This is a genomic window from Streptomyces sp. NPDC056738, assembly GCF_042790435.1.
Taxonomy (GTDB): domain Bacteria; phylum Actinomycetota; class Actinomycetes; order Streptomycetales; family Streptomycetaceae; genus Streptomyces.
In genome coordinates, this window is sequence record NZ_JBHTZF010000025.1 from 1 (window position 1) to 26,003 (window position 26,003).

Here is a 26,003-nt window from a genome sequence, read left to right on the forward strand (position 1 = left end):
CAAGTCCGTCGGCTACACGCTCGGCCCGCTGCTCGGCGGAGTGCTCGTGTGGGCGGGCGGGCTGCGGCTGCTGTTCACGGTCCTCGCGGTGCTCGGCGCGGCCGTCGCCTGCTGGGCGGCGCTCGCCGTTCCCGTGGTGCCGCCGCTGCCGAAGGTCCGTCAGACGGTGCTGGACCTGGCCAGACGGCTCACACATCCGGACTTCCTCCGCCCGACCGCGGCGCTGGCCGCGGCGACCGCCGCCCTGTCCGTCGGCGTGGGCTTCCTGCCCGTCACCGGCCGGGCGGACGGCCTGGACACGGTCGCCACGGGCGCGGCCGTGTCGGTGCTCGCCGCCTGCGCCGCCGTCGTCCAGCCCTGGGCAGGACGCGCCCTGGACGCCGGGCGCGTCACCGCGCGGGGCGGGATCAGGTCGGGGCTGCTGCTCGCCGCCGCCGGTCTGGGCTGCGCGACCCTTCCGGGCGTTCCGGGGCTGCTCTCCGGCGCGGCCCTGATCGGCACCGGAACCGGCCTGATCACCCCGCTCGGCTTCGCCGCCCTGGCCGCGTCGACCCCCGCCGAACGGCTCGGCCAGACCATGGGCGCCGCCGAGCTCGGCCGTGAACTCGGCGACGCGGGCGGCCCGTTGCTCGTCGCCGTCGTCGCCACGCTCACCACCCTCGACCACGGCTACGCGACCTTGGCGGTCCTCCTGGCCGTCGTACCCGCGGTCGGCCTCGTACGGTCGGCCGCAGGGTCGCGCGCCTCTCGTTGACCGACTCAGCAGGGCACGTCGAGGGTGACCGCGGCTCCCATGACCCCTCCGGTCCCGACAGAGCTCGCTCGCGCGCTCCTCGCTACACGTCGATCTGAGAGCCCATGATGACCGTGCGGTCCCGGGGGAGGCCGAAGTACTCGGCGGCGTCCGCGGTGATGTACGAGGTCGCGATGAACAGCCGCTTGCGCCAGGGGGCCATCGTCGGTGCCTTGCCCCGGCGGAGCTCGATCGTCGACAGGAAGTAGGACGCCCGGTCGAGCCGCAACGGTCCTTCGGTCCGGGCCGGATCGAGCATGGCCAGGGTGCTGGGTACGTCCGGCGTCTCCATGTAGCCGAACCGTGCGGTGACGTGGATGATCCCGTCGTCCGTGTAGCCGAGATCGTCCACGACGAGCCGCTGGTCCGCCGGGACGCGGGGCACCGGCTCCGTCTCGATCGCCAGGAGCACGACCTGGTCGTGCCGTACGTGGTTGTGCTCGACGTTGGCCCGCATGGCCAGCGGCGTCGTCTGCTTGCCGCGGTTGAGGAAGACGGCCGTTCCCGGGACGCGGAGCGTCGACGTCTCCCCGCTGCGGAGGCGGTCGATGAACTCGGGCAGCGGCCCCTCGTCCCTTACGCGTGCCGCGGTGACGATCGCGCGTCCGCGCTGCCAGGTGGTCATGATGGTGAACACGGTGAGGCCGATCAGCAGCGGCAGCCAGGCGCCGTGGACGAGCTTCGTCAGGTTGGCCGCGACGAAGAGAAGGTCCACGAAGAGCAGCACACTCGCGCCGACCGCGACCAGCCACTTGGGCGTTCCCCACTTGGCCCGGGCGACGTAGAAGAACAGGAGAGTGGTGATCGTGATGGTGCCCGTCACGGCCATGCCGAACGCGAACGCCAGGGCCGTGGAACTGCGGAAGGCGAAGACCAGGGTGAGGACCGAGACCATCAGCAGCCAGTTGATCCAGGGAACGTAGATCTGGCCGATCGTGGACTCGGAGGTGTGCGCGATGCGCAGCCTCGGCAGGTAACCGAGCTTCGCGGCCTGGGAGGTGACGGAGTACGCGCCGGTGATCACCGCCTGGGAGGCGATCACCGTGGCCGCCGTGGCGAGCAGGACCATCGGCCACCTGCCCCAGTGGGGCACGAGCAGGAAGAACGGGCTGCTGATGTTGCGGTGGTCCGCCAGGATCAGCGCGCCCTGGCCGAGGTAGCTCAGGACGCACGCGGGGAAGACGAGGAACATCCAGCCGCGGGTGATGGCCCGGCGGCCGAAGTGCCCCATGTCCGCGTAGAGCGCCTCCGCGCCGGTGACCGAGAGCACGACCGCGGCGAGGGCGAAGAAGGCGGTGCCGAAATGGCCGAAGAGGAAGCCCAGCGCGTACGTGGGCGACAGTGCCCTGAGGATCGCCGGGTGGTCGATGATGCCGTCCACGCCGCAGGCGCCGATGACCACGAACCAGGTGACCATGACCGGCCCGAAGACCCGGCCCACCGCCGCGGTCCCCCGGCGCTGGACGAGGAACAGCACCACGATGATCACCGCGGTGATCGGCACGACCGCGCTCTCCAAGGAGGGCTGGACGACCTTGAGCCCCTCGACCGCGGAGAGCACCGAGATCGCCGGAGTGATCATGCTGTCGCCGAAGAACAGCGAAGCGCCGAAGACGCCGAGCGCGGCCAGGACGCCCGTGACCCGCCGGCCGCGTTGCGAGCCCCACCGCTGTACGAGCGTGATGAGCGCCATGATGCCGCCCTCGCCGTCGTTGTCGGCGCGCATCGCCAGCAGCGCATACGTGACCGTCACGATGGTCATCACGGACCAGAACACGAGGGACACGACGCCGTACACGTTGTCCGTGGTGACGGGGACCGGATGCGGGTCGCCCGGGTCGAACACGGTCTGCAGGGTGTAGATCGGGCTGGTCCCGATGTCACCGAAGACGACGCCCAGAGCACCGATCACCAGCGCGAGGCGCACCGTGTCGCGCGCGCTCGGACCGTGCTCCCCAGGCCCCTGTGATTCCGGTCCGTCGTCCGCCGCGGTCCCGTTCCGGGGGTGGGTCATGGCGTTCTCCTCAGCTCGGGCCGGCGCGCGCGGGGCGAGGTGTGCCGACGGGTGCCGTCCGCCGCGACGATACCGATCACGTGCGCAATCCCTCGTAGCGCACGCCGGTTCGCTCGACGTGGGTCCGGCGCAGACCGCGGGTGCGACGCGTCCCCTTCGCCCCGTCTCGTGCCCTGCCGCGCCGCTGTCCGGACCACGGCCACCGGCGACAGCGGGCCGAGCTGAGCCGTCATCACGCCCTGCCCGAGCATGTGCGCGTCCGGCTGAACCGCCCGGTCGCCCAGGACACCGACCCCGGCCCATGACTGACCGTCGCGGTAGCGGGCGCGGTCGCCCATCCCGGCTCCTCCGGTTTCCGGACTCACCCGCGGCGGGCGCGGGGCCTGGCCGATGCTGTACGTCGGCACGCCCGAAGTCCGGAGGCGGATCCCGTAGGGGAGGACGACCATGCTGTTGCGCCAGCTCGAGTATCTCGTCGCTCTCGCCCGTGAGCGCCACTTCGCCCGCGCCGCGGCGGCCTGCTACGTCTCGCAGCCGTCGCTGTCGGCCGCGATACGGCGCCTGGAACACGACCTGGACGTGCCGATCGTGCGGCGGGGGAGGAGGAAGTACGAGGGTCTGACCCCCGAGGGCGAGGTGGTGCTGGCCTGGGCGCACCGGATCCTGGCCGAACAGGACGCGCTGCGGCAGGAGTTGTCGGCGCTGCGCGGCGGCCTGACCGGCACGCTGCGGCTGGGCGTGGTGCCGACCGCGCTGCCGGTCGCCTCCCTGCTGACCACCCCGTTCTGCGAGCGCCATCCGCGGGCCGGAGTGAGCCTGGAGTCGCTGTCGTCGGTGGAGATCACCCGCGGTCTGGCGGAGTTCGAACTGGACGCCGCGATGACGTACCTGGACGACGACACCCTGCGCCAGGTCCGCCGCTTCCCGCTCTACGAGGAGCGGTACATGCTCCTCACCCCCGGCGACGGCCCGCTGGCCGCCTCGGACACGGTGCGCTGGGCCCGGGCGGCGACCCTACCGCTGTGCCTTCTCTCGCCCCGGATGCGCAACCGCCGGATCATCGACGAGTGCTTCGCCGCCGACGGTGCCACAGCAACGCCCGCGATCGAGACGGACAGCGTGGCCGGCCTCTACGCCCACCTCCCCGGCGGCCGTTGGTCCAGCGTGATCTCGCACGCGTGGCTCCACATGTTCGGGGTGCCGGAGGGGATGCGCGTCGTGCCGCTGACCGGACCGGCCCACGGGCCCAGGGTCGGACTCGTGGTCGCGCGCAGCGAACCCGAATCGGTCCTCGCCGGGGCCCTCGTCGCCGTGGCGCGCGAGGCCGGCGTCCGCGACGCGCTCGACGTGCTGCTGCGCTCCTTCCTGCGCGAGCGCGACTCATAGCGGCGGGCTATGAGCGCATAGCGAGGTTCGCTTTGACCGGCGCGAACGACTCCGAGGATCGTGAACGGCACCTTCCCGCAAAGCCAGTTGAGGAGCCGAGACATGGCCAAGGTGCTCTGCGTCCTGTACGACGACCCCTCCGACGGATACCCGACGACGTACGCCCGCGACGACCTCCCCGCCATCGACCACTACCCCGGCGGCCAGACCACCCCGGCCCCCGAGGCGATCGACTTCACGCCCGGCCATCTGCTCGGCAGCGTCTCGGGCGAACTCGGCCTGCGCGCCTACCTGGAGAAGGCGGGGCACACCCTCGTCGTCACCTCCGACAAGGACGGCGACGGCTCGGTCTTCGAGCGGGAGCTGCCGGACGCGGATGTGGTGATCTCCCAGCCGTTCTGGCCGGCCTACCTGACCGCGGAGCGGATCGCCGTCGCGAAGAACCTGAAACTGGCCGTCACCGCGGGCATCGGCTCCGACCATGTCGACCTCGACGCCGCGATCGCGCACGGGGTGACGGTCGCCGAAGTGACGTACTGCAACAGCATCAGCGTCGCCGAACACGTGGTGATGACGACGCTCTCCCTGGTCCGCAACTACCTGCCGTCCCACCAGGTCGTCCTCGACGGCGGCTGGAACATCGCCGACTGCGTGGCCCGTTCGTACGACCTGGAGGGCATGCACGTCGGGACGGTCGCCGCCGGACGCATCGGCCTCGCGGTCCTGCGCCGTCTCGCCCCGTTCGACGTGAAGCTGCACTACACCGACCGGCACCGGCTCCCGGAGAAGACCGAACGCGAACTGGGGCTCGTCTTCCACGCCTCGGCCGCAGAGATGGTCCCGCACTGTGACGTCGTCACGATCAACGCCCCCCTGCACCCCGAGACCGAAGGCCTCTTCGGTGACGACCTGCTGGCGACGATGAAGCGCGGCGCGTACCTCATCAACACCGCCCGGGCGAAGATCGTCGACCGGGACGCCGTGGACCGCGCGCTGCGCAGCGGGCGGTTGGCGGGCTACGCGGGCGACGTCTGGTACCCGCAGCCGGCCCCTGCCGACCACCCCTGGCGGACCATGCCGCACCACGGCATGACCCCGCACATCTCGGGCTCGTCGCTGTCCGCGCAGGCCCGGTACGCCGCGGGCACCCGCGAGATCCTGGAGTCCTGGTTCGCGGGCCGCCCGATCCGCGACGAGTACCTGATCGCCGACGGCGGCGGGTTGGCCGGAACCGGCGCGCACTCCTACTCCGTCACGAACTGATCCTCGGAGCCGCCCTGGTCCAGGCGGAACGGCGGGTAGGCGTCCGTCATCAGGGTGACGTAGGCGGTGACCCGCAGGACCCACCGGTTGAGGCCGATGATCAGGGCGAACAGGTCCCGCGGGTATTTCTCGGTGAAGGCCAGGATCACGGCCGCGATGATCGTCAGCACGCCGATCAGCCCGCCGGACCACCATCCGAACTGGGCGCCGCCGAGGAAGAAGCCGATGATCACGTACTGCGGGATGGCCAGGAGCCACCACTTGACCAGGACCAGGCCGCGGGAGAGCCGCTCGGGGTAGGCGATGTCCAGCCGTGCCGGGTAGTCCGGTTCCTCGCCCAGGCTGAACGGCGGGTACCGGTCGGTGCCCAGGGCGTCGTACGAGTAGTACGAGACCCGCCAACTCCAGCGCAGCACGCCCAGGTTGAAGTCGAACAAGCCGCGGGGGTAGCGCTCGGTGAACAGGATGGCGAAGAACGCGATCACGGTCACCACGGTGAAGGCGATCCAGAGGAAGAACAGCACCACGTAGTGCGGAATGGCGAGGATCCACTTCACGAGCCACAGCCATCGGGACAGTGGCGAGTCGACACGCGCGTTCACCCGGACCGGGCGCTGCGGGATTCCCGCCAGGTTCGTCATGGTGATCAGCTCCTTCACCTCGGCGAGGAGTGGCCGAGGGGGCTCATGACCAGCCTGGACGCTGCCGCCCGATGTCGCGAGGGCAGCGGGGGACGGCAGGGGCGCCTGACCTACGACGCGGTCGGCGGTTCGGGGCGCAGTCACCCGGACAGGCGGCGGAGCATACGCGGGCCGCCTGCCATGCCCGGCTCACCCGGGCGGTCCGCCCGGGTGCAGTCCTCAGGTCCAGCATTGGGCGGCCGGCCCTGGTGAGCAAGTGCAGGCCGGGGGTTTGTGGTGCGCGAGGGGCTCGGAACGGCTGCGCAGTGCGTCGGTCACGACGATGTGTCGCGGGCGTGCAGGGCGCGGGCGGCGAGGCGTTGCCCGTCGCTGTCGGCGACGACGACATTCCAGGCGGTTCCGTCACCGTCGTCGCCGTCCCACCAGCGCGCGAAGTCACGGGCCAGGCCGTGCACGCCCGGTCCCTCGGCTCCGGCGGTGTACGTGGTGGTGAGCTCGACGTCGTAGGCGTCGCCGTCGAGGTGGACCAGCGTGACCTCGGTGAGCTGGTGGGCGGAGTCCGCGGCCTCGTTCTGCCGCGCCCAGCTCCCGAAGCGGTGGAGCAGGTCCGGGTCGGGTTCACGCCGGGTCACGGGACCGCTCGGGGGGTGGGGGACGCTGTTCGCGCTGCCCTGTTTGCAGCCCAGAACCCATGCTCCCCGGTCGAGGTCCACCACCGCCGTGGGCTTCGCGGTGAGGGAGCGCCGGACACACCCACCGTTCACCTCCCGTACCGCGGAGCCCTTGCCGCCGTCCGTGAACAGCCGCTCGCCCCTGGTGAATCCGGCGTCGTACGCCTGCTGGTAGCCGGGCGCGGACGGCCGGCCGGGCCCGCCGGACGGCACCGCGGACGGCCGGGCGGAGCCGCCCGTGAAACCGCACGCGCTCGCCGCCAGGCACGCCCCTACGACGAGACCGAGCGCGCGGGCCCGCCCGGTCGAGCCGGTGGAGGGGTCAGGTGTCGTCGCCATATCGGGTCAGATGGCATTTCTGGAGCCCCCGTTGCCCGGCGGCGCAGGATGGCGCCGTCAGGCGGGAAGGCGTTCCAGTACCCCCGCGAAATCCGTGCCCGGGGGCAGGGTGCCGAAGGCCAGGCCCCGGTCGCCGGCCAGGCGGGAGGCGCAGAAGGCGTCGGACACCGCGGGTGGTGCGTGGCGGATGAGCAGGGAGGCCTGGAGGACGAGGGCGGCGCGTTCGGCGACCCGGCGGGCGCGCAGGGGCGCGTCCTCCGTCAGGACGAGCTCGCCCCGCAACTCCCGCCAGGCGGCGTCGAACCGGGGGTCGGTGCCGGTCGCCTGCTCGATCTCCGCGTGGAACGCCTCCAGCGAGTCGGGCTCACGCGTGAGGGCGCGCAGCATGTCGAGGGCGCTGACGTTGCCCGAGCCCTCCCAGATGCTGTTGAGCGGGGCCTCGCGGTACAGGCGGGGCATGCCGGACGCCTCGTCGTAGCCGTTGCCGCCCAGGCATTCGAGGGCTTCGGCGACCGCGGCGGGCTGGCGCTTGCACACCCAGTACTTGCCGACGGCCGTGGCCAGGCGCAGGAAGGCGCGCTCCCCGGCGTCCCCGCGCTGGGCCCGGTCCGCGGCGCCGGCCAGCCGCAGGGCGAGCGTGGTGGCCGCCTCCGACTCCAGTGCCAGATCGGCGAGGACGTTGCGCATGAGCGGCTGGTCGATCAGCTTCGCGCCGAACGCGGAGCGGTGACGCGCGTGATGGGCGGCCTGGGCGAGGGCCGCGCGGGTACCGGCGGCGGAGCCGAGCGCACAGTCCAGGCGCGTCATGGTCACCATCTCGATGATGGTGCGCACGCCCTTGCCCTCGGGGCCGACGAGCCAGGCCACGGTGTCGTCGAACTCGGGCTCGCTGCTGGCGTTGGAACGGTTGCCGAGCTTGTCCTTGAGTCGCTGGACACGGAACGTGTTGCGGCTGCCGTCGGGCAGTACGCGCGGGACGAGGAAGCAGGAGAGCCCGCCGGGCGCCTGCGCCAGGACGAGGAACAGGTCGTTCATCGGGGCGCTGGTGAACCACTTGTGGCCGCGCAGCCGCCAGGTCCCGTCACTCCGCTCGGTCGCGGTGGTGGTGTTGGCGCGTACGTCGCTGCCGCCCTGCTTCTCGGTCATGCCCATCCCGGCGAGCAGGCCGGGCTTCTCGGCCGGGGTGCGCAGTCCGGCTTCGTAGACACGGCTGGTCAGCAGGGGCTCGTAGACCTTGGCGAGTTCGGGGGAGTGACGCAGGGCGGGCACCACCGCGTACGTCATGGAGACGGGGCACAGATGGCCCGGCTCCAGCATCGTGGCCAGCATGAAGCCCGCCGCCCGCGCGACATGGGCGCCGGGGCGGTCGTCCGCCCAGGCGGCGCCCGCGAGGCCCGCGCTCACCGAGGCGTCCATGAGCGCGTGGTACGCGGGGTGGAAGTCGACCTCGTCCACGCGATGGCCGTAGCGGTCGTGGGTACGCAGTTCCGGCTCGTGACGGTTGGCCTGGTCCGCCCAGGTCTGCGCCTCCGCGCTGCCCACGTACCGGCCGAACCGGTGGAGCTCGTCGAGGTGCCAGGAAGCGCCCTCGCGGTTCACGCCTTCGAGCAGCACGGGGTCGGCCGCGGCGTCGTGACCCGTCAACGGCGGTGCCTGGTTGGTGACTTCGTGGGTCACGGCGGTGGGGTGACTGTGCGCCGTGGTGGTCGCGGTCATGCGGGAACCTCCGGTGTGCGGTCGGCGGGGAGGGGCGGGGACGAGCAGGGAGCGGCGCCCGCGCACCGCAGGGCCATCTCGGTGATTTCCGCGAGGAGTTCGTCCGGTGTCCGCTCGGCCGGGGCGCCGAGCGGGTCCACGAGCACCTCCCCGATCGCGCCGGTGAGCGCCGCGGCGGTGATCTCGCCGTTCTGAGCGGGCAGCAGGCCCGCCGCCATGCCCTGGCGCACCACCTCGGCGAACAACGCGCGGTAGCGGCGCCGGAATGCGAGGCGCTCGGCGCCCACCGCGGCCTCGGCCGGGGCGGCGAGCAGGGCGTAGGCCAGGCCGCGGTTCTCCAGGGCCCGGCGCGCGAACACCTCGATCCCCCGGGCGAGCCGTTCGACGGGGTCGCCCTCGCCGTCCAGGACCTCGCCGAGCACCTCCACCTCGCGGCCCGCGGCACGCCGGAACACCTCCACGGCGAGAGCCGCCTTGGACGGGAAGTGCTGGTACACCGAGCCGGCCGAGATGCCCGCCGAGTCGGCCACCGCGGTCACCGACGTCTGGGCCCAGCCCACCTCGGCGACGACCGCGGTGGCGCAGGCGATCAGGTTCTCTCGGGCCGCTTCCAGCCGGCGGATCTCGGAAGGGGTCTTGCGGTACGCCATGAAAGAAGTGAACCACCATTCAGAGCTTCACGCCAGAGCCCGCCCGGCCCCCGAGGGGCGCAGGGGGAACCGGTCCGGGCGCGTCGACTAGGGTCGCGGCATGGCGGAACAGCGGGTGGAGGGCGCACGGCGGGGGCCGGGACGGCCGCGGCAGGAGCACGTCACCGCGGCGGTGCTGGACGCCGTCGTGGAGCTGGTCACGGAGAGCGGCATGGGCGCGCTGACCATGGACGCCGTCGCGGCCCGGGCCGGGGTCAGCAAGCCGGCGATGTACCGGCGCTGGCCCACCAAGCAGGACCTCGTCATCGCCGCCGCCGAGTCGCGGATCGGGTCGCTGAGCGTTCCGGACATGGGTGACTTCCGTGCCGAGCTGCGGGCCGTCCTGACGGCGCGCATGGAGGCGTACCGGCAGCCCGGTGTCGCGCGCCTGCTCGCCGGGGTGATCGGCGCCTCCGCCGAGGCGGGCGCCGAGCCCGCCGCCTACCGCGCCTACACGGCACGGGTCATGAGCCAGACCCGGAACCTGCTGGAGCGCGGTGTCGCCCGCGGCGAGGTGCGTCCCGACGTCGACCTGACGGACGCCTCGACCCTGGTCGCGGCCTCGCTGGTCTTCCGGATGATCGGGGAACTGCGGCTGCCGGACCGGGCGCTCGTCGACTCGATGGTGGACATGATCGCCCGAGCGGTGGCCGTCCGGCCCTGACGCCGGACGGCTGACCTCGGCTTCTCCGGGGAGCCGCAGCCGACCCGTCGGTACGTGACCGGCCACCGGTTCGTGTGCGGACCCGCTACCGGCCCTGTGCAGACCCGCTACCGGCCCAGTGCAGACCCGCTACCGATCCGTGTGCCGACCGGTTACCGGTCCATGCGGCGACCGGTTCGCCCGTACGTGACGGGCTCCGCCCGTACGCGGCTCGGCTGCCGGCCCGTACCTCGCCCCGGTGAAATCCACCCGCCGTACCCCCTTGCCCCGCCGTCGCTCAATATCGATACTGCCGGTTACGTATTTGGTTCGCCGTTGGGAGGAACCCCCGTGCACCCTGTCGTGACCAGTGCCGTCGAGCGCCCGAAGCCCGTCCTGGACAAGCCGCTCATGCACTACGGAAGCCGCGTCCTGGAACGGCTCGCCCCCGGTGCCGAGCCCGCCGCCTATCAGCGCCTGGAGATCGCCCCGCTCACCCCGCACTTCGGTGCCGTGCTCGGCGGAGTCGACCTGACCCGCCCGATCGACGACGAGCTCGCCGAGGAGCTGCGGCAGGCGCTGCTGGAGTGGAAGGTGATCTTCTTCCGCGACCAGACCGGCTTCACCGCCGAACACCAGCTCGCGCTCTCCGCCGTGTGGGGCTCCCCGGAGCCCAACCCCTTCTTCCCGAAGACCGAGACCGCCGGTGTCTCCCGCCTCGCCAAGGACGCGAAGGCCGCCGGCAACAAGAACATCTGGCACAGCGACCACTCCTTCATGGCCAACCCGGCACTCGGCTCCGTGCTGCGCGCCGTCGAGGTCCCCGCCGCGGGCGGCGACACCCTGTGGGCGGACATGGCCGCCGCCTACGACAACCTGCCCGACGACTTGAAGGAGCGCATCGAGCACCTCACCGCCGTCCACGACTGGGAACCCAGTTGGGGCGCGCTCATGAACGACGAGCAGAAGGCCGCCTTCCGCGCACTGTGGCCGCGCGCCGAGCACCCCGTGGCGGTGCGCCACCCGCGCAGCGGCCGCCGGACCCTGTACGTCAACGAGCCCTTCACCACCCGCATCCAGGGCCTGACGGACGCGGAGAGCCGCGAACTCCTCGACAGCCTGGTGCTCCAGGCGCGCATCCCCGAGTACCAGGTCCGCTTCCACTGGGAGCCCGACTCGATCGCCGTCTGGGACAACATCGCCACCCAGCACTACGCGATCAACGACTACTACCCGCGGCGTCGCGTCATGGAGCGCATCGCCATCGCGGGCGTCCCGCTGTCCTGAACCCGGCCCGGCTCGGCCCGATCCGGGCCGGGCCGATCCGATTCGGTCCGGCCCGCACCACTCCGACGGGCCTGCAGCGCAAGGCCGTCGTCCCTCTCCGACAGGAGCAACCATGACCACGGTACCCACCGTGCACCGGCCGTCGGCCGGGACCTCCCCGGCCACCGGCGGCGGCACCCGCGCCTGGACGGTGACCGCGCTGCTCGTCGTCTTCATGATGGTCAACTTCGCGGACAAGTCCGTGCTGGGCCTGGCCGCCGACGAGATCCGCGCCGACCTCGACCTGAGCGCCACTCAGTTCGGGCTCGCCAACAGCGCGTTCTTCCTGCTCTTCTCCGTGGCCGCCGTGGTCGTCGGACTCGCGGCCGACCGGCTGTCCACCAAGACGCTCATCCTCGTGATGGCCGTCCTGTGGTCGGTGGCCCAGGTGCCGGCCGCATTCGGGGGCGGCCTCGCCGTCCTCGTCGCCTCGCGGATGTTCCTCGGCGCGGCGGAAGGGCCCGCGTTCCCCGTGGCGCAGAAGGCCACTCTGTCGTGGTTCCCCGACGAGCGGCGCAACCTCCCTGGCGCGCTGGTCACCCTGGGCGTCACCCTCGGCGTGATCGTCTCCGCGCCCGGACTGTCCTGGGTGATCCAGCACCACGGATGGCGGGCCGCCCTGTGGGTGCTCGCCGCCGCGGGACTGGTGTGGGCCGTGGCCTGGGCCGCACTCGGCGCCGACGGCGGACACTCCGTCGGCACGGAATCCGGTACGGAGGCCGGTACGGACGCCGGTGCGGGCGCCGGAACGGAAGCCGGTACGGAAGCGGCCGTCGTCCGGCCGGTGACGACGCGGGCGGACGTTCCGTACCGGAAGATCTTCGCCAGCCGTACCTGGATCGGCATCACCCTCGCCTACTTCACGAGCTACTGGTGCGTGGCCCTGATGCTCGTCTGGCTGCCCTCCTATCTGCGCAACGCCCTCGGATACTCGGCGGACGCGGCGGGCACCGTCGTGATCGCCCCCTGGCTCGTCGGGGCGCTCGCGCTGCTGGGCCAGGCGGCCGTCACCGGGTGGCTGATGCGGCGCGGGATCGGCAGCCGCCGCGCCCGTGGATGGGTGGGCGGCGGGCTGCTCGCCCTCGGTGCCGCCTGCTGTCTGGCCCTGCCGCTCGCCGACGGCAGGACGGCCACGACCGTCCTGCTCGCCCTCGGCTTCGGCCTCGGCGGTTCGTACCCGACGATCGCCGCGACCACCGTCGCCGAACTCGCCCCGCCGTCCCGCGGGGGCGGCGCCCTGGGCACGATGAATGCCGTGGTCACCGCGGCGGGACTCGCCGCGCCCGCGGTCGTCGGAGCCCTGGTCGACGCCCGGGGCGTCGGCGGATACCAAAGCGCTGTCCTGGTCTCCGGGCTGCTGCTCACCCTCGGTGCCGCCGCCTCCTTCCTGATGGTCGACCCGCAGCGGGACATCGCCCGGCTGGACACCTGACCTCGAAGCCGAGGCCTCACCGGCCCCGCCACCGGTCCGCCCTTGGTCTCGTCCGCTGGTCGCGCCCTGGTCCCGCCCGCCTGTCCCGCCCGCTGGTCGCATTCCCGGTCCGTCGGCTGGTCGCACCCCGTGCCCCGCCCCGCCACCGGTCCACGCAGGGCCCACCACGGGTCCCAGTGGGCCCCCCACGGGTCCCGTGAAGACCTTCACCACGGGTCCCGTGAAGGCACTCATCACGGGTCCCGTGAAGGCCTTACGCGGGTCCCGCGCCGGCCCCACCCCTGGTCCCGCGCCGGCCCCACCCCCGGCCCTGCGCCATCCGCACCCCCGGTCCCAGGCGCCCCCCACCCCCGGTCCCAGGCGCCCCCCACCCCCGGTCCCGCCCCGACCCCCAATCCCAGGCACGCCCCACCACCGCCCCGCTCCGGCCCTCCCTCTCTCCCCCCAACCACGCCCCACACCGCAGGAGTTGCCCCTTGACCACCGCCCCGGCCCTCGACACCGTCTCCCTCCACCGCGCGCTCGCCGACCTGCGCGCGAACGCCGGGAGCTGGACCGCCACCCCGCTGGCGCAGCGGATCGGCCTGCTGGAGCGCATGCTTCCGCGGATCGACGCCACCGCGTCCGCCATGGTCGCCGACGCGGCCCGCGCCAAGGGCTATGACGCGACGGCGGGTTGGGCCGCCGAGGACTGGGTGTCCGCGCCCTGGGCGCTCGCCCAGACCGTGGGCGCCCACCTCCACGTCCTGCGCAGGATCGCGGCCGGCAAGGAACCGTTTCCCGCCCGGGCCGTCCGTGACCGGGACGGCCGGACCGTGGTCGACGTGTTCCCGGCCACCGCCGGGGACCGTCTCCTGCTCAACGGCTTCTCGGCACAGGTGTGGACCCGGCCGGGGACGACGCCCGAGCAGGTACGGGAGCGTGCCGCCGGGCCGTACCGGGGAGCCGCGCCCGGCCCGGCCGTCGGGCTGGTGCTCGGCGCGGGGAACGTATCGGCGATCACGCCGCTCGACGTCCTGCACAAGCTGTACGCGGAGGGGCAGGTCGTCCTCGCCAAGATGAACCCGGTCAACGGCTACCTCCGGCCCCACTTCGAGAAGGTCTTCGAGGAGTTCGTGGACCGCGGCTGGGTCAGGTTCGTCGACGGGGGAGCGGAGGCGGGCGCCTACCTCACCGCTCACGACCACGTCGACGCCATCCACGTCACCGGCAGCGAACGCACCCACGACGCCATCGTCTGGGGCACGGACGAACAGGCCGACGAGCGCCGCAGGGAGAACGCGCCCCGGATCGACAAGCCCCTCACGAGCGAACTGGGCGGTGTGAGCCCCTGCATCGTCGTGCCGGGGCCGTGGAGCGCGGCCGACCTCCGCTACCAGGCCGAACACATCGTGACCAGCAAGATGAACAACTCCGGTCACAACTGCGTCGCCACCCAGATCCTTCTCGTGCCGCGCGACTGGGACGGCACCGAACGGCTGCTCGCCGAGATCCGCCGACTGCTGCGCGCCCTGCCGTCCCGCAGCGACTACTATCCCGGCGCGGCCGACCGCCTGGACGCGGTGGCCCGGGCCCATGGGGAGGCCGAGGCGCTCGGCGACGGAGCCTGCCGCCTCCTCGTGCCCGACATCACCGACCCGGACGACCCGATGCTCACCGACGAGGTGTTCGCCAGCGCCCTGGGCGTGGTCCGGCTGCCCGGCGAGGACCCGGCCGCATTCCTGCGGGCGGCCGTGGAGTTCGCCGACACCCGGCTTCCGGGCACGCTCGGCGCGACCGTGCTGGTCCATCCCCGCACGGAACGCGCACACCGGACCGCCGTGAACGAGGCGCTCTCCGCGCTGCGTTACGGCACGATCGGCGTCAATTGCTGGTCGGCGTTCGGGTTTCTGCTCGGCTACACGCCCTGGGGCGCGTTCCCGGGGCACACGCGGCAGGACATCGGCAGCGGCATCGGATTCGTGCACAACGCCTTCATGCTGGAGGACGTGGAGAAGACCGTCCTGCGGGCACCCTTCGCGCCCGCGCCACGCGGCCTGTTCACCGGGTCGCCCTCCCTCTCGCCCCGGCCGCCGTACTACGTCACCAACCGCACGGGCCGCACGACGATGCGCAGGCTCACCGCCTACGCCGCGAGGCGCAGGATGTCCGCCCTGCCCGGCATCTTCCTGTCGGCCCTGCGGGGCTGAGCGTCCGGCCCCGCGGAACCCCGGCCTCACCCGGCGCGCACGCCCTCAGGGAGGCGTGCGCGCCGGTTCCGCGCGCCCTGTCCTGTCGTCGTGCGCCCACGCGCCGCGCGGCAGCCCCGCACCGGGCGCCCATCGCCATGAGCCGACGCCGGGTGTCATGGGCACCACGGCGCGCTGTGTTCCCGTACGGCCGCGTCGGCGACGTACGGCCGGAGACATTCTCCCGACCGTGTCACGGCTCGGCCCCGGCTCGCCTTCGACGCCGTACAAAGTCGGCTGACCGCTCGTCATACTGGACGAGGCCAGGGGTGGGCTCGGGGCCGAGCATGACGGGGGCGATCACAGGAGATGGCGGAGAGCAGGCTGATCCAGGGCCGGTACCGGCTCCTCGATCCGATCGGGCGCGGCGGCATGGGCGAGGTGTGGCGGGCGCGGGACGAATCCCTGGGCCGCCAGGTGGCCGTCAAGTGCCTCAAGCCGCTCGGCCCGCACCACGATCCGTCCTTCGCCCGTGTCCTGCGCGAACGGTTCCGGCGCGAGGCCAGGGTCGCCGCGTCCCTCCAGCACCGCGGAGTGACCGTCGTCCACGACTTCGGAGAGTCCGACGGGGTGCTCTACCTGGTGATGGAACTGCTGGAGGGGCACAACCTCGGCCAGCTCCTCGAGGACAACCGGCCCCACCCGCTCGCGATCGACGACATCGTCGACATCGCCGACCAGGTGACCGCCGCGCTCGCGTACACCCACCAGCAGAGCATCGTGCACCGCGACCTGAAGCCGGCGAACATCATGCGGCTGACCGACGGCACGGTGAAGATCTGCGACTTCGGCATCGCCCGCCTCGGCCACGACATCGGGTTCACCTCACGGCTCACCGGCACCGGCGTCGCGATGGGCACCCCGCACTACATGTCGCCGGAACAGATCAGCGGAGCGGAGGTCGACCAGCGCAGCGACCTCTACTCCTTCGGCTGCGTGCTCTACGAGATCGCCACCGGAGCCCCGCCGTTCGACCTCGGCGACGCCTGGGCCATCCTCGTCGGCCACCGCGACACGGTGCCCGAGCCGCCGCGCGGCCACCGCTCCGACCTCCCCGAGTACCTGGAGCGGATCATCCTCGACCTGCTCGCGAAACGGCCCGAACAGCGCCCGCAGGACGCAAGTGAACTCGCCCGCCGCATCACCGCCGGGCGCACCGCGCCCCTGTACGTGCCGACCGTGGTCGCCCCGGCCCCGCCGCACCCCGGGGCCGAACGGAACTCCGCCACACCGCGGTTCCCGGCCCGGCCCGAGCTGCCGCCCTCCCGCGCACCCCGGCTGCCGTCCTGGACCCAGGGCATGACGACCGGCCACAAGGCCACCGGCGCGGGATGGCGCGCCACCCCGCCCGACGCGTCCGCCGGTCTCACCGGAGCCTGGACCACCCGCCCCTCCGCCGCGGTCCCGCCCCTCCCCAGAAGCGGCGAAGGACCGGACCCCGCGGCGGAGGCGATCACCGCCCTGGTCGGGCGGCACAACGCGGGCCTGAGCCTCGGCCGGCTCGGCCGGTGGGCCGAGGCGGGCGAGATCCACCGGTCGGTCGCCGCCGAACGGGAGCGACTGCTCGGGCCCGACCACCCGGACACGCTCGCCAGCCGGTACGAGGTCGGCTTCACCCTCAGCCGCACCGGGCGCCCCGGTGAGGCACTCGGCGAGTACGCGCGTGTCGCCCAGGCCAGAGAGCGGGTGCTCGGCGTCGACCACCCCGACACCCTGGCCGCGCGACAGGAGATGGCGTATGTGCTCGGCCAGTTGGGGCGTCACTTCGAGGCCCACCAGGCCTACACGTCGGTCCTCGCCGCCCGGCAGCGCGCGATGGGCCCCGACCACCCGGACACCCTGCGCTGCCGCCACAACCTCGCCTTCAACCTCAGCAGACTCGGACGCCTGGAGGACTCGTACCGCATGGCGGCCGAAGTCGCCGTGGCCCGCGCCCGGGTGCTCGGCCCCGCCCACCCCGACACCCTGGTCACCCGCTATGAAGTCGCCTACGCACTCGGTCAGTTGGGGCGCTGGCCGGAGGCGCTGCACACCTACCAGGAGGTGGCCGCGGCCCGCGCGCGGGCGCTCGGCCCCGACCATCCGGACACCCTCGCCGCCCGCTACGAGGTGGGCATCTGCCTGGGCAGACTCGGCCACAGCGCCCAGGCGCTGGAGCTGTACCGCTCGCTCGTCGGCGACCGCACCCGGGCGCAGGGCCCCACCCACCCCGAGACCCTGCGCGCCCGGCACGGGCTCGGTGTGAACCTCGGCCGCCTCGGCCGCTGGGAGGAGGCCCTCGCCGAGTCCCGTGACGTGTGCGTCATCCGCGAGCGCGCCCTCGGCCCCGACCATCCCGACACCCTGGTCAGCCGGCGCGAGGTCGCCGTCGGGCTCGGCTGGCTCGGGCGCTGGGCCGACGCGCTCACCGAGTACCGGCGGGTCGCGGCCGCCCGCGAGCGGGTGCTCGGCGCCGACCACCCGGACACCCTCGCGAGCCGCACCGACGAGGCGCACTGTCTGGAGCAGCTCGGGCACGGACGGGAAGCGGCGGAGCTGTACCGCAGGGTCGCCGCGCTGCGGCAGCGGCGCGCGGCCCAGGGGCGCTGACCGCCGGACCGGGCGCTGCGAGGACAGCCCGTCCGGGCGCTGCGGGGACAGCCCGTCCGGGCGCTGCGGAGACCGCCGGTGGACGCGCCGACCGACGCGGCCGGTGTTGCGGTGGCCCGCCGGATGGTGCGCTGACCTGCGCTTCTCCACCGATCGCCGTGCGCGAGAAAAAATCTTGGCCGGTGATGTCGAGAACCCGTGGCCCGCTCCGTCCCAGCAGTGAAGGCGACCACAATGGGTCGCACCCGTACCGAGGAGATCACGATGGCCAAGTACCTGCTTCTCAAGCACTACCGGGGCGCCCCGGCCGCGGTCAACGACGTACCCATGGACCAGTGGAAGCCGGAGGAGATCACCGCCCACATCCAGTACATGAACGACTTCGCGGCCCGGCTGGAGAAGACCGGCGAGTTCGTCGACGGCCAGGCGCTCGCCCCCGAGGGCCAGTGGGTCCGGTACGACGGCGAGGGCCGCCCGCCGGTCACCGACGGTCCGTTCGCCGAGACGAAGGACCTCATCGCCGGCTGGATGGTGATCGACGTCGACAGCCACGAGCGGGCCGTCGAGCTGGCCGGAGAGCTGTCGGCCGCCCCGGGCGCGGGCGGCGAGCCGATCCACGAGTGGCTCGAGGTGCGCCCGTTCCTGACCGCCCACCACACGGTCACGGAGTGACCTCACCCATGGACGAGGCTCTGCTCCGGAGCCTCACGCCGAGCGTCCTCGCCGTCCTCGTCCGCCGCGGAGCCGACTTCGCGGCGGCCGAGGACGCCGTCCAGGACGCGCTCGTCGAGGCCGTGCGCGTCTGGCCGGCCGACCGGCCGCGGGACCCCAAGGGCTGGCTGGTCACCGTGGCCTGGCGCCGGTTCCTCGACGCGACCCGGGCGGACGCCGCCCGGCGCCGGCGCGAGGACCTCGTCGAAGAGGAACCGGCGGCCGGACCCGCGACCTCGGTGGACGACACGCTCCAGCTCTACTTCCTGTGCGCCCATCCCTTGCTGACACCGTCGTCCGCGGTCGCGCTCACCCTCAGGGCCGTCGGCGGGCTCACCACCCGCCAGATCGCCCAGGCCTACCTGGTGCCCGAGGCGACCATGGCGCAGCGCATCAGCCGCGCCAAGCGCACGGTGTCCGGCGTGCGGCTCGACCGGCACGGCGACGTCGCCACCGTGCTGCGCGTCCTGTACCTGGTCTTCAACGAGGGCTACTCCGGCGACGTCGACCTCGTCGCCGAGGCCATCCGGCTCACCCGGCAGCTCGCGGCCCAGGTCGACCACCCCGAGGTGGCCGGCCTGCTCGCGCTCATGCTGCTCCACCACGCCCGGCGCGCCGCCCGGACCGCGCCCGACGGCAGCCTGGTGCCGCTGGCCGAGCAGGACCGCGGGCTGTGGGACACCACGGCCATCGCCGAGGGCGTCGCGATCCTCCAGGCCGCCCTCGCCCGCGACCGGCTGGGCGAGTTCCAGGCCCAGGCCGCCATCGCCGCCCTGCACGCCGACGCCCCCACCGCCGAGGAGACCGACTGGGTCCAGATCGTCGAGTGGTACGACGAACTCGCGGGTCTGACCGACAGTCCCGTCGTCCGGCTCAACCGCGCGGTCGCCGTCGGCGAGGCCGACGGACCGCGCGCGGGCCTCGCCGCCCTCGCGGAGCTCGACGACTCGCTGCCCCGCCACACCGCGGTGGCCGCCTACCTCCACGAACGCGACGGGGACCTGGCGAAGGCGGCACGGCTGTACGCGGAGGCCGCGCGCAAGGCGCCCGACCTGGCCGAACGCGACCATCTGACCCGCCAGGCCGCCCGCCTGAACACCCGTGGGAGGCGCTGAGGGACCGAACCGTACGGGTGCCGCCGCTTGCCGCGCACCCCTGGCCGCCGTAGATCATCACGTGCTACGAAGAGGCATGCCTGTACACGAGGGACATGACGTCGTGATCGTCGGCGGAGGCCACAACGGACTGGTCGCCGCCGCTTATCTGGCACGCGCCGGACGGTCCGTGCTGGTGCTGGAGCGCCTGGGGAACACCGGGGGAGCGGCCGTCTCCACCCGGCCGTTCGCCGGGGTCGACGCCCGGCTGTCGCGCTACTCGTACCTGGTGAGCCTGCTGCCCCGGAAGATCGTGCGGGACCTGGGCCTCGACTTCCGGGTCCGGGGCCGGACCGTCTCCTCGTACACCCCCGTGGAACGCGACGGACGGCCCACCGGGCTGCTCGTCGGGGGCGGAGAGCGGCGCACCCGCGAGGCGTTCGCCAGGCTGACCGGGTCCGAGCGCGAGTACGAGGCGTGGCAGCGCTTCTACGGGATGACCGGCCGCGTCGCCCGGCGGGTGTTCCCGACGCTCACCGAACCGCTGCCCACCCGCGAGGAGTTGAGGGCGCGGGTGGACGACGAGGACGCCTGGAGGATCCTCTTCGAGGAACCGGTCGGCACGGCCGTCGAGGAGTACTTCGCCGACGACCTCGTGCGCGGTGTCGTGCTCACCGACGCGCTCATCGGCACGTTCGCCGACGCCCACGACCCCTCGCTGCGGCAGAACCGCTGCTTCCTCTACCACGTGATCGGCGGCGGCACCGGCGCCTGGGACGTGCCCGTCGGGGGAATGGGCGCCCTCACCGACGCGATCACCGGCGCGGCGCGCGCGGCGGGCGCGGTGATCGAGACCGGCCACGAGGTGCTGCGGATCGAGACGGACGGGAAGTCCGCCGAGATCACCTACCGGACGGCCGACGGCGAAGGCGTCGTCGCGGCCCGGCACGTCCTGGTGAACGCCTCGCCGCAGGAGCTCGCCCACCTCACGGGAGACGAGCCGCCGGCCGCGGCGGAGGGCGCGCAGCTCAAGGTGAACATGCTGCTCAAGCGGCTGCCGAGGCTCCGCGACACCTCCGTCGACCCGCGCGAGGCGTTCTCCGGCACCTTCCACATCGCGGAGGGGTACGAGCAACTGGCGACCGCCCACGCGCAGGCCGCGGCCGGTGAGCTGCCCGCCGCCCCGCCCTCCGAGATCTACTGCCACTCGCTCACCGACCCCAGCATCCTCGGCCGGGACCTCGTCGAGCGGGGCTACCAGACCCTCACGCTCTTCGGCCTCCACACGCCCGCCCGGCTCTTCGAGCGGGACAACGACGCCGTACGCGACGAACTGCTGAAGTCGACCCTGGCGCAGCTCGACGCTCACCTCGCCGAACCGCTCACCGACTGCCTGGCCACCGACGCCGACGGCCGGCCCTGCATCGAGGCGAAGACCCCGCTGGACCTGGAGCGGGACCTGCGGCTGCCGGGCGGCAACATCTTCCACCGCGACCTCGCCTTCCCCTACGCCCAGGAGGACACGGGCCGCTGGGGCGTGGAGACCCGGCACGCCAACGTGATGCTGTGCGGGGCGGGCGCGGTGCGCGGCGGCGGGGTGAGCGGAGTGCCGGGCCACAACGCGGCCAAGGCCGTACTGGAGTCCCTGGGCCAGGAGGGCTAGGCCCAAGGTCCGTCGCCGGGAGGGGCGCACCGCCGTACGGTGTGGGTGCGCCCCGTCCTGCCGTCAGTCCCGTCAGTCCTCGGACGGCACCCATCCCGCCGCCGTGATCCGTCCGGCGTCCGCCGGGCGGGACGCGTCGAAGAGGGTGTGGTCGCCGCACTCGACGCGCAGTTCGCCGACGTACGCGCCGCGGCCGACGTACAGCCGGTCGGTCGTGTACCGCCAGCGCAGGGTGAGCGCCGGTGCGCTCGGCAGGTCGGCGTCGAGCCGGTGCCAGGCGCGGCCCGACCAGCCGGTGGCGGTGCCCGCCGGATGGTCCTGCGGGTCCTCGGTCCGCCGCCGGGTGGTGAAGGGGACCGGTTGCCAGGTCGAGCCGCCGTCGGTGGAGGCTTCCAGGAACAGCGCGTCAGAGCCGGGTTCGGTGTCCCACCACAGCGCGCAGCGAAGACGGGCGGGAGCGGTGGTGGTGTCGAGCGCGGGAAGGGCGAGGGTCGCCGTGGTCGCGCTCGCGATTCCGGAGAACCAGGAGGTACGGCCGTGCGCCGGACGCACCGCGACGGCGCGGGCGAGGTTGTCGCCGGCGGCGACCCGGGGAGCGGATCCGGATCGCCATGTGCGCACGGGGTGGACCGAGTTGCCGAGGACGATCAGGAAGGAGTCGGTCGTCGGGTCCAGGACGAGCGAGGTGCCGGTGAAACCGGTGTGCCCCGCGGTGCGCGGTGTCGCCATGGCGCCCATGTACCAGTGCTGGTAGAGCTCGAACCCGAGGCCGTGCTCGTCGCCGGGGAACGCGGTGTTGTAGTCGGTGAACATCAGGTCCACCGACTCCGGCCGCAGGATGCGCGCCTTGCCGTACGCGCCGCCGTTCAGGAGGGTGCGCCCGAGGACCGCCAGGTCCCAGGCGCTGGAGAAGACCCCGGCGTGACCGGCGACCCCGCCCAGGGAGTACGCGTTCTCGTCGTGGACCTCGCCCCACACGAGCCCGCGGTCCAGTCCCGACCACGGGAGCCGCGCGTCCTCGGTGGCGGCGATCCCCGGCTTCCAGGAGGCGGGCGGGTTGTAGCGGGTGCGGTCCATGCCGAGGGGGCCGGTGATCTCCTCGCGCAGCAGGGTGTCGAGGGTTCGGCCGGTGATCCTCTCCAGGACGAGCTGGAGCGAGATCAGGTTCAGGTCGGAGTACAGGTACGCGGTGCCGGGCGCGGTGGCGGGCTTCTCGTCCCAGATGAGCTGGAGCTTGCCCTCGCGCGTCGGCGCCTTGTACAGCGGGATCCAGGAGCGGAACCCGGAGGTGTGCGTGAGCAGTTGACGGATGGTCACGTCCTGCTTGCCGCCGCCCGCGAACTCCGGGAGGTACGAGGCGACGGGGGCCTCCAGTTCCAGCGTGTCGCGCTCCAGTTGCTGCACCGCGAGGATGGAGGTGAACAGCTTGGACACGGAGGCGAGGTCGTAGACCGTGTCCGCGGACACCGGGATCTGCTGTTCGGCGGGGAACTCGACGCCGGTGTCGGTCTTCTCGTCGTACGCCGCGTAGCGCACGGCCATGCCGATCGGCTCGTGCAGGGCGACGGTGCCGCCCCGGCCCGCGAGCAGGACGGCGCCCGCGTACCACGGGTGTCGGGGTGAGGGGCCGAGGAACGCCTGGGCGTCCGCCACGAGTTGGCGCAGATGGCCGGCGAGCAGTCCGGCCTGCCCAGGAGTGCCGTGCCTCAGTGTGCGGTGGCCCGCCCCCGCCGAGGCCGCCGCCGGTCCCGCGGGGAAGGGGGCGAGTGCCAGTGCCCCGCCCACCGCCAGTACGCCTCTGCCCCACTGACGGCGGGTCAGCCCGCCGCCTGCTCTGTCCTGCCCGCCGTTCGCCGGGCCCTGGACGCCTTCGGTCATCGGGTAGCCTCTCGCTCGCGTCGCCTGAAAGTATCTTTCCGGGTCTGCCGTGCCGAGTGAAACTTTCCCGTCACGGGCGGGCGTGTCAACCCTCCCGGATGGGCGTCCGGATATCTGACGGAGTATCAGAAAAGGCCTTCCCTCGTCCGGACGTCTGCGGCATCCTGCGCCCATGCAGACGGAGCTGAGCAAGGAACTGGGAGTCGAGCACGCCATTTTCGGCTTCACGCCGTTTCCCGCCGTCGCCGCGGCCATCAGCCGTGCGGGCGGGTTCGGTGTGCTCGGCGCGGTCCGCTACACCGCCCCCACCGACCTGGAACGCGACCTCGACTGGATCGAGGCGAACGTCGACGGCCGTCCCTACGGCCTGGACGTCGTCATGCCCGCCAGGAAGGTCGAGGGCGTCAGCGAGGCCGACGTCGAGGCGATGATCCCGGAAGGGCACCGCCGGTTCGTCGCGGACACCCTCGCCAAGTACGGCGTCCCCGAACTCGCCGAGGGCGAGGCCTCCGGCTGGCGCATCACCGGCTGGATGGAACAGGTCGCCCGCGGCCAGCTCGACGTCGCCTTCGACTACCCGATCAGACTCCTGGCCAACGCGCTGGGCTCACCGCCCGCCGACGTCGTCCGGCGCGCCCACGACCGGGGCGTGCTCGTCGCGGCCCTCGCGGGCAGCGCCCGGCACGCGCGCAAGCACGCCGAGGCCGGCATCGACATCGTCGTCGCCCAGGGCTACGAGGCGGGCGGGCACACCGGGGAGATCGCCTCGATGGTCCTCACCCCCGAAGTCGTCGACGCCGTGGGCCCGTTGCCCGTCCTGGCGGCGGGCGGCATCGGCAGCGGAGAGCAGGTGGCCGCCGCACTCAGTCTCGGCGCCCAGGGCGTGTGGCTCGGCTCGGTCTGGCTGACCGTGACGGAGGCCGACATGCACTCCCCGGCCGTCACCCGAAAACTGCTCGCGGCCGGCTCCGGTGACACCGTCCGCTCCCGCGCCCTGACCGGCAAGCCCGCCCGCCAGTTGCGCACCGAGTGGACCGACGCCTGGGACGACCCGGACGGGCCCGGCACGCTCCCCATGCCGCTCCAGGGGCTCCTGGTCGCCGACGCCGTCTCCCGCATCCAGAAGTACGAGGTGGAGCCGCTGCTCGGCACGCCGGTCGGGCAGATCGTGGGCCGGATGAACAGCGAACGCTCCGTCCAGGAGGTCTTCGACGACCTGACCCGGGGCTTCGAGCGAGCCGTCGACCGCATCAACCGCATCGCGGGCAGGGGGGAACGAGCATGACCACAGCACCCAACGGCTTCTGGGCCCAGGCCGCCGCCGACCCCGGACACGTCGTCCTGATCACCCCCGCCGGCGAGGAGTGGACCGCCGGGCGGCTGCACGAGGCGGCCAACCGCCTCGTCCACGGACTGCGCGCCGCCGGCCTCGGACGCGGCGACTCATTCGCGGTCGTCTTGCCCAACGGCGTCGAGTTCCTCGTCGCCTACCTCGCCGCCTCGCAGGCGGGCCTGTACCTCGTCCCGGTCAACCACCACTTCGTCGGCCCGGAGATCGCCTGGATCGTCTCCGACTCCGGGGCCAAGGTCCTCATCGCCCACGAACGGTTCGCCGACGCCGCCCGGGGCGCCGCCGACGAGGCGAAGCTCCCCCCGGAGCGGCGGTACGCCGTGGGCGAGATCGAGGGCTTCCGGCCGTACACCGAACTCCTCGACGGACAGCCCGGCTCCGCACCCGCCGACCGCACCCTCGGCTGGGTCATGAACTACACCTCGGGCACCACCGGCCGCCCGCGCGGCATCCGGCGCCCGCTGCCCGGCAAGCTCCCCGAGGAGTCGTACCTCGGCGGCTTCCTCGCCATCTTCGGCATCCGGCCCTTCGACGGCAACGTGCACCTCGTCTGCTCGCCGCTCTACCACACCGCGGTCCTCCAGTTCGCGGGCGCGTCCCTGCACATCGGCCACCGGCTGGTGCTCATGGACAAGTGGACGCCCGAGGAGATGCTGCGCGTCATCGACGCCCACGGGTGCACCCACACCCACATGGTGCCGACCCAGTTCCACCGGCTGCTGGCCCTCCCCGACGAGGTCAGGGCCCGCTACGACGTCACCTCCATGCGGCACGCCATCCACGGCGCGGCCCCGTGCCCCGACCATGTGAAACGGGCCATGATCGCCTGGTGGGGGGAGTGCGTCGAGGAGTACTACGCGGCCAGCGAGGGCGGCGGCGCGTTCGCGACCGCCCAGGACTGGCTGAAGAAGCCCGGCACCGTCGGCAAGGCCTGGCCCATCAGCGAACTGGCCGTCTTCGACGACGACGGCAACCGGCTGCCGCCCGGTGAACTCGGCACCGTCTACATGAAGATGAGCACCGGCGGATTCTCGTACCACAAGGACGAGACCAAGACCCGCAAGAACCGCATCGGCGACTTCTTCACCGTCGGCGACCTCGGCCTGCTCGACGAGGACGGCTACCTCTTCCTCCGCGACCGCAAGATCGACATGATCATCTCGGGCGGCGTCAACATCTACCCGGCCGAGATCGAGGCCGCGCTGCTCTCCCACCCCGCCGTCGCCGACGCGGCCGCCTTCGGCATCCCGCACGACGACTGGGGCGAGGAGGTCAAGGCCGTGGTCGAGGCCGCGCCCGGACACGAGGCCGGAGCGGCGCTGGCCGCCGACATCCTCGCCCACTGCGAGCGACGGCTCGCCGGCTACAAACGGCCCAAGAGCGTCGACTTCATCGCCGCCATGCCCCGCGACCCCAACGGAAAGCTGTACAAGCGACGGCTCCGCGACCCCTACTGGGAGGGCCGCGACCGCACGATGTGACCCGGCCGCGGGGGGGGGGGGGGGCGGGCCCCCCCCCCCCCGCCGCGCCCCCCCCCCCCCCCCGCCGCCCGCCCCGGCGGCGCGCCCGCCCCCCG

The 26,003-nt window shown here is 72.9% G+C and carries 19 protein-coding genes; 13 read left to right on the plus strand and 6 right to left on the minus strand.

Annotation, left to right across the window (positions count from 1 at the left end):
* The coding region (locus tag ACFRIC_RS39315; protein WP_382796532.1) for an MFS transporter at window positions 1–754 on the plus strand (754 nt) is incomplete at its 5' end.
* A gap of 82 nt (window positions 755–836) precedes the next feature.
* Here the strand turns inward: ACFRIC_RS39315 and ACFRIC_RS39320 are convergent.
* Window positions 837–2,807 carry a potassium transporter Kup gene (locus ACFRIC_RS39320; RefSeq protein ID WP_382796534.1) on the minus strand — a complete coding sequence of 657 codons (1,971 nt, stop codon included), beginning with the start codon at window positions 2,805–2,807 and terminating at the stop codon, window positions 837–839.
* Window positions 2,808–3,254: 447 nt separating this feature from the next.
* On the opposite strand from ACFRIC_RS39320, the gene ACFRIC_RS39325 reads away from it, so the two are divergent.
* The gene (locus ACFRIC_RS39325; protein WP_382796535.1) at window positions 3,255–4,193 is read left to right on the plus strand and encodes a LysR family transcriptional regulator; all 939 of its coding nucleotides are present in this window, start codon (window positions 3,255–3,257) and stop codon (window positions 4,191–4,193) included.
* A gap of 102 nt (window positions 4,194–4,295) precedes the next feature.
* On the plus strand, window positions 4,296–5,456 hold the full coding sequence (locus ACFRIC_RS39330; RefSeq protein ID WP_382796537.1) for an NAD-dependent formate dehydrogenase: 1,161 nt from the start codon (window positions 4,296–4,298) through the stop codon (window positions 5,454–5,456).
* Here ACFRIC_RS39330 and ACFRIC_RS39335 read toward each other — a convergent pair.
* From ACFRIC_RS39335 to ACFRIC_RS39350, 4 genes are all read right to left on the minus strand, one after another.
* A complete protein-coding gene (locus tag ACFRIC_RS39335; protein WP_382796539.1) occupies window positions 5,438–6,097 on the minus strand; it encodes a DUF4389 domain-containing protein in 660 nt (219 codons plus the stop codon). The two genes, ACFRIC_RS39330 and ACFRIC_RS39335, sit on opposite strands and share 19 nt — an antisense overlap.
* A 314-nt stretch (window positions 6,098–6,411) precedes the next feature.
* Entirely contained in the window at window positions 6,412–7,107 is a 696-nt protein-coding gene (locus tag ACFRIC_RS39340; protein ID WP_382796540.1) for a hypothetical protein, read from the minus strand.
* A 57-nt stretch (window positions 7,108–7,164) separates the two neighbouring features.
* Complete coding sequence (locus ACFRIC_RS39345; protein WP_382796542.1) at window positions 7,165–8,823, minus strand: acyl-CoA dehydrogenase family protein; 1,659 nt, start codon at window positions 8,821–8,823, stop codon at window positions 7,165–7,167.
* Window positions 8,820–9,473 carry a TetR/AcrR family transcriptional regulator gene (locus ACFRIC_RS39350; protein WP_382796543.1) on the minus strand — a complete coding sequence of 218 codons (654 nt, stop codon included), beginning with the start codon at window positions 9,471–9,473 and terminating at the stop codon, window positions 8,820–8,822. Before ACFRIC_RS39350 ends, ACFRIC_RS39345 begins: the two co-directional genes overlap by 4 nt.
* Window positions 9,474–9,573: 100 nt before the next feature.
* Here ACFRIC_RS39350 and ACFRIC_RS39355 point away from each other — a divergent pair, with 100 nt between their 5' ends.
* The 8 genes from ACFRIC_RS39355 (at window position 9,574) to ACFRIC_RS39390 (ending at window position 21,198) form a co-directional block, all read left to right on the plus strand.
* Window positions 9,574–10,176 carry a TetR/AcrR family transcriptional regulator gene (locus ACFRIC_RS39355; RefSeq protein ID WP_382796545.1) on the plus strand — a complete coding sequence of 201 codons (603 nt, stop codon included), beginning with the start codon at window positions 9,574–9,576 and terminating at the stop codon, window positions 10,174–10,176.
* A 390-nt stretch (window positions 10,177–10,566) separates the two neighbouring features.
* Window positions 10,567–11,442: a TauD/TfdA dioxygenase family protein gene (locus ACFRIC_RS39360; RefSeq protein WP_382796653.1), complete on the plus strand. Its 876-nt coding sequence runs from the start codon at window positions 10,567–10,569 to the stop codon at window positions 11,440–11,442.
* Between the two features lie 112 nt (window positions 11,443–11,554).
* A complete protein-coding gene (locus ACFRIC_RS39365) occupies window positions 11,555–12,913 on the plus strand; it encodes an MFS transporter (RefSeq protein WP_382796547.1) in 1,359 nt (452 codons plus the stop codon).
* Between the two features lie 476 nt (window positions 12,914–13,389).
* The gene (locus tag ACFRIC_RS39370; protein WP_382796549.1) at window positions 13,390–15,102 is read left to right on the plus strand and encodes an aldehyde dehydrogenase family protein; all 1,713 of its coding nucleotides are present in this window, start codon (window positions 13,390–13,392) and stop codon (window positions 15,100–15,102) included.
* Between the two features lie 348 nt (window positions 15,103–15,450).
* Window positions 15,451–17,730 carry a tetratricopeptide repeat protein gene (locus tag ACFRIC_RS39375; RefSeq protein WP_382796551.1) on the plus strand — a complete coding sequence of 760 codons (2,280 nt, stop codon included), beginning with the start codon at window positions 15,451–15,453 and terminating at the stop codon, window positions 17,728–17,730.
* 264 nt (window positions 17,731–17,994) lie between these two features.
* Window positions 17,995–18,402, plus strand: coding sequence for a YciI family protein (locus ACFRIC_RS39380; RefSeq protein WP_382796654.1), 408 nt, complete (start codon window positions 17,995–17,997; stop codon window positions 18,400–18,402).
* Window positions 18,403–18,410: 8 nt separating this feature from the next.
* A complete protein-coding gene (locus ACFRIC_RS39385; RefSeq protein ID WP_382796552.1) occupies window positions 18,411–19,556 on the plus strand; it encodes an RNA polymerase sigma factor in 1,146 nt (381 codons plus the stop codon).
* Between the two features lie 76 nt (window positions 19,557–19,632).
* Window positions 19,633–21,198 (plus strand): phytoene desaturase family protein, encoded by a 1,566-nt coding sequence (locus ACFRIC_RS39390; protein WP_382796554.1) that lies wholly within the window; start codon window positions 19,633–19,635, stop codon window positions 21,196–21,198.
* 72 nt (window positions 21,199–21,270) lie between these two features.
* Here the strand turns inward: ACFRIC_RS39390 and ACFRIC_RS39395 are convergent, their stop codons facing one another.
* A complete protein-coding gene (locus ACFRIC_RS39395) occupies window positions 21,271–23,076 on the minus strand; it encodes a serine hydrolase (RefSeq protein ID WP_382796556.1) in 1,806 nt (601 codons plus the stop codon).
* Window positions 23,077–23,248: 172 nt separating this feature from the next.
* Between ACFRIC_RS39395 and ACFRIC_RS39400 the strand changes: the two genes are divergently transcribed.
* Entirely contained in the window at window positions 23,249–24,361 is a 1,113-nt protein-coding gene (locus tag ACFRIC_RS39400; protein ID WP_382796558.1) for an NAD(P)H-dependent flavin oxidoreductase, read from the plus strand.
* Entirely contained in the window at window positions 24,358–25,908 is a 1,551-nt protein-coding gene (locus tag ACFRIC_RS39405) for an acyl-CoA synthetase (protein WP_382796559.1), read from the plus strand. The genes ACFRIC_RS39400 and ACFRIC_RS39405 overlap by 4 nt, the downstream gene beginning before the upstream one ends.
* The last annotated feature ends 95 nt before the right edge of the window (window positions 25,909–26,003 follow it).

Excerpts from the sequence above, each read along its gene's own strand:
- ACFRIC_RS39360 (WP_382796653.1), top strand. The coding sequence starts at position 10,567 with ATGCACTACGGAAGCCGCGTCCTGGAACGGCTCGCCCCCGGTGCCGAG.
- ACFRIC_RS39340 (WP_382796540.1), bottom strand. The coding sequence starts at position 7,107 with ATGGCGACGACACCTGACCCCTCCACCGGCTCGACCGGGCGGGCCCGC.
- ACFRIC_RS39385 (WP_382796552.1), top strand. The coding sequence starts at position 18,411 with ATGGACGAGGCTCTGCTCCGGAGCCTCACGCCGAGCGTCCTCGCCGTC.
- ACFRIC_RS39365 (WP_382796547.1), top strand. The coding sequence starts at position 11,555 with ATGACCACGGTACCCACCGTGCACCGGCCGTCGGCCGGGACCTCCCCG.
- ACFRIC_RS39375 (WP_382796551.1), top strand. The coding sequence starts at position 15,451 with ATGGCGGAGAGCAGGCTGATCCAGGGCCGGTACCGGCTCCTCGATCCG.
- ACFRIC_RS39335 (WP_382796539.1), bottom strand. The coding sequence starts at position 6,097 with ATGACGAACCTGGCGGGAATCCCGCAGCGCCCGGTCCGGGTGAACGCG.
- ACFRIC_RS39405 (WP_382796559.1), top strand. The coding sequence starts at position 24,358 with ATGACCACAGCACCCAACGGCTTCTGGGCCCAGGCCGCCGCCGACCCC.
- ACFRIC_RS39400 (WP_382796558.1), top strand. The coding sequence starts at position 23,249 with ATGCAGACGGAGCTGAGCAAGGAACTGGGAGTCGAGCACGCCATTTTC.
- ACFRIC_RS39320 (WP_382796534.1), bottom strand. The coding sequence starts at position 2,807 with ATGACCCACCCCCGGAACGGGACCGCGGCGGACGACGGACCGGAATCA.
- ACFRIC_RS39395 (WP_382796556.1), bottom strand. The coding sequence starts at position 23,076 with ATGACCGAAGGCGTCCAGGGCCCGGCGAACGGCGGGCAGGACAGAGCA.
- ACFRIC_RS39345 (WP_382796542.1), bottom strand. The coding sequence starts at position 8,823 with ATGACCGCGACCACCACGGCGCACAGTCACCCCACCGCCGTGACCCAC.
- ACFRIC_RS39380 (WP_382796654.1), top strand. The coding sequence starts at position 17,995 with ATGGCCAAGTACCTGCTTCTCAAGCACTACCGGGGCGCCCCGGCCGCG.
- ACFRIC_RS39350 (WP_382796543.1), bottom strand. The coding sequence starts at position 9,473 with ATGGCGTACCGCAAGACCCCTTCCGAGATCCGCCGGCTGGAAGCGGCC.
- ACFRIC_RS39325 (WP_382796535.1), top strand. The coding sequence starts at position 3,255 with ATGCTGTTGCGCCAGCTCGAGTATCTCGTCGCTCTCGCCCGTGAGCGC.
- ACFRIC_RS39330 (WP_382796537.1), top strand. The coding sequence starts at position 4,296 with ATGGCCAAGGTGCTCTGCGTCCTGTACGACGACCCCTCCGACGGATAC.
- ACFRIC_RS39355 (WP_382796545.1), top strand. The coding sequence starts at position 9,574 with ATGGCGGAACAGCGGGTGGAGGGCGCACGGCGGGGGCCGGGACGGCCG.
- ACFRIC_RS39390 (WP_382796554.1), top strand. The coding sequence starts at position 19,633 with ATGCCTGTACACGAGGGACATGACGTCGTGATCGTCGGCGGAGGCCAC.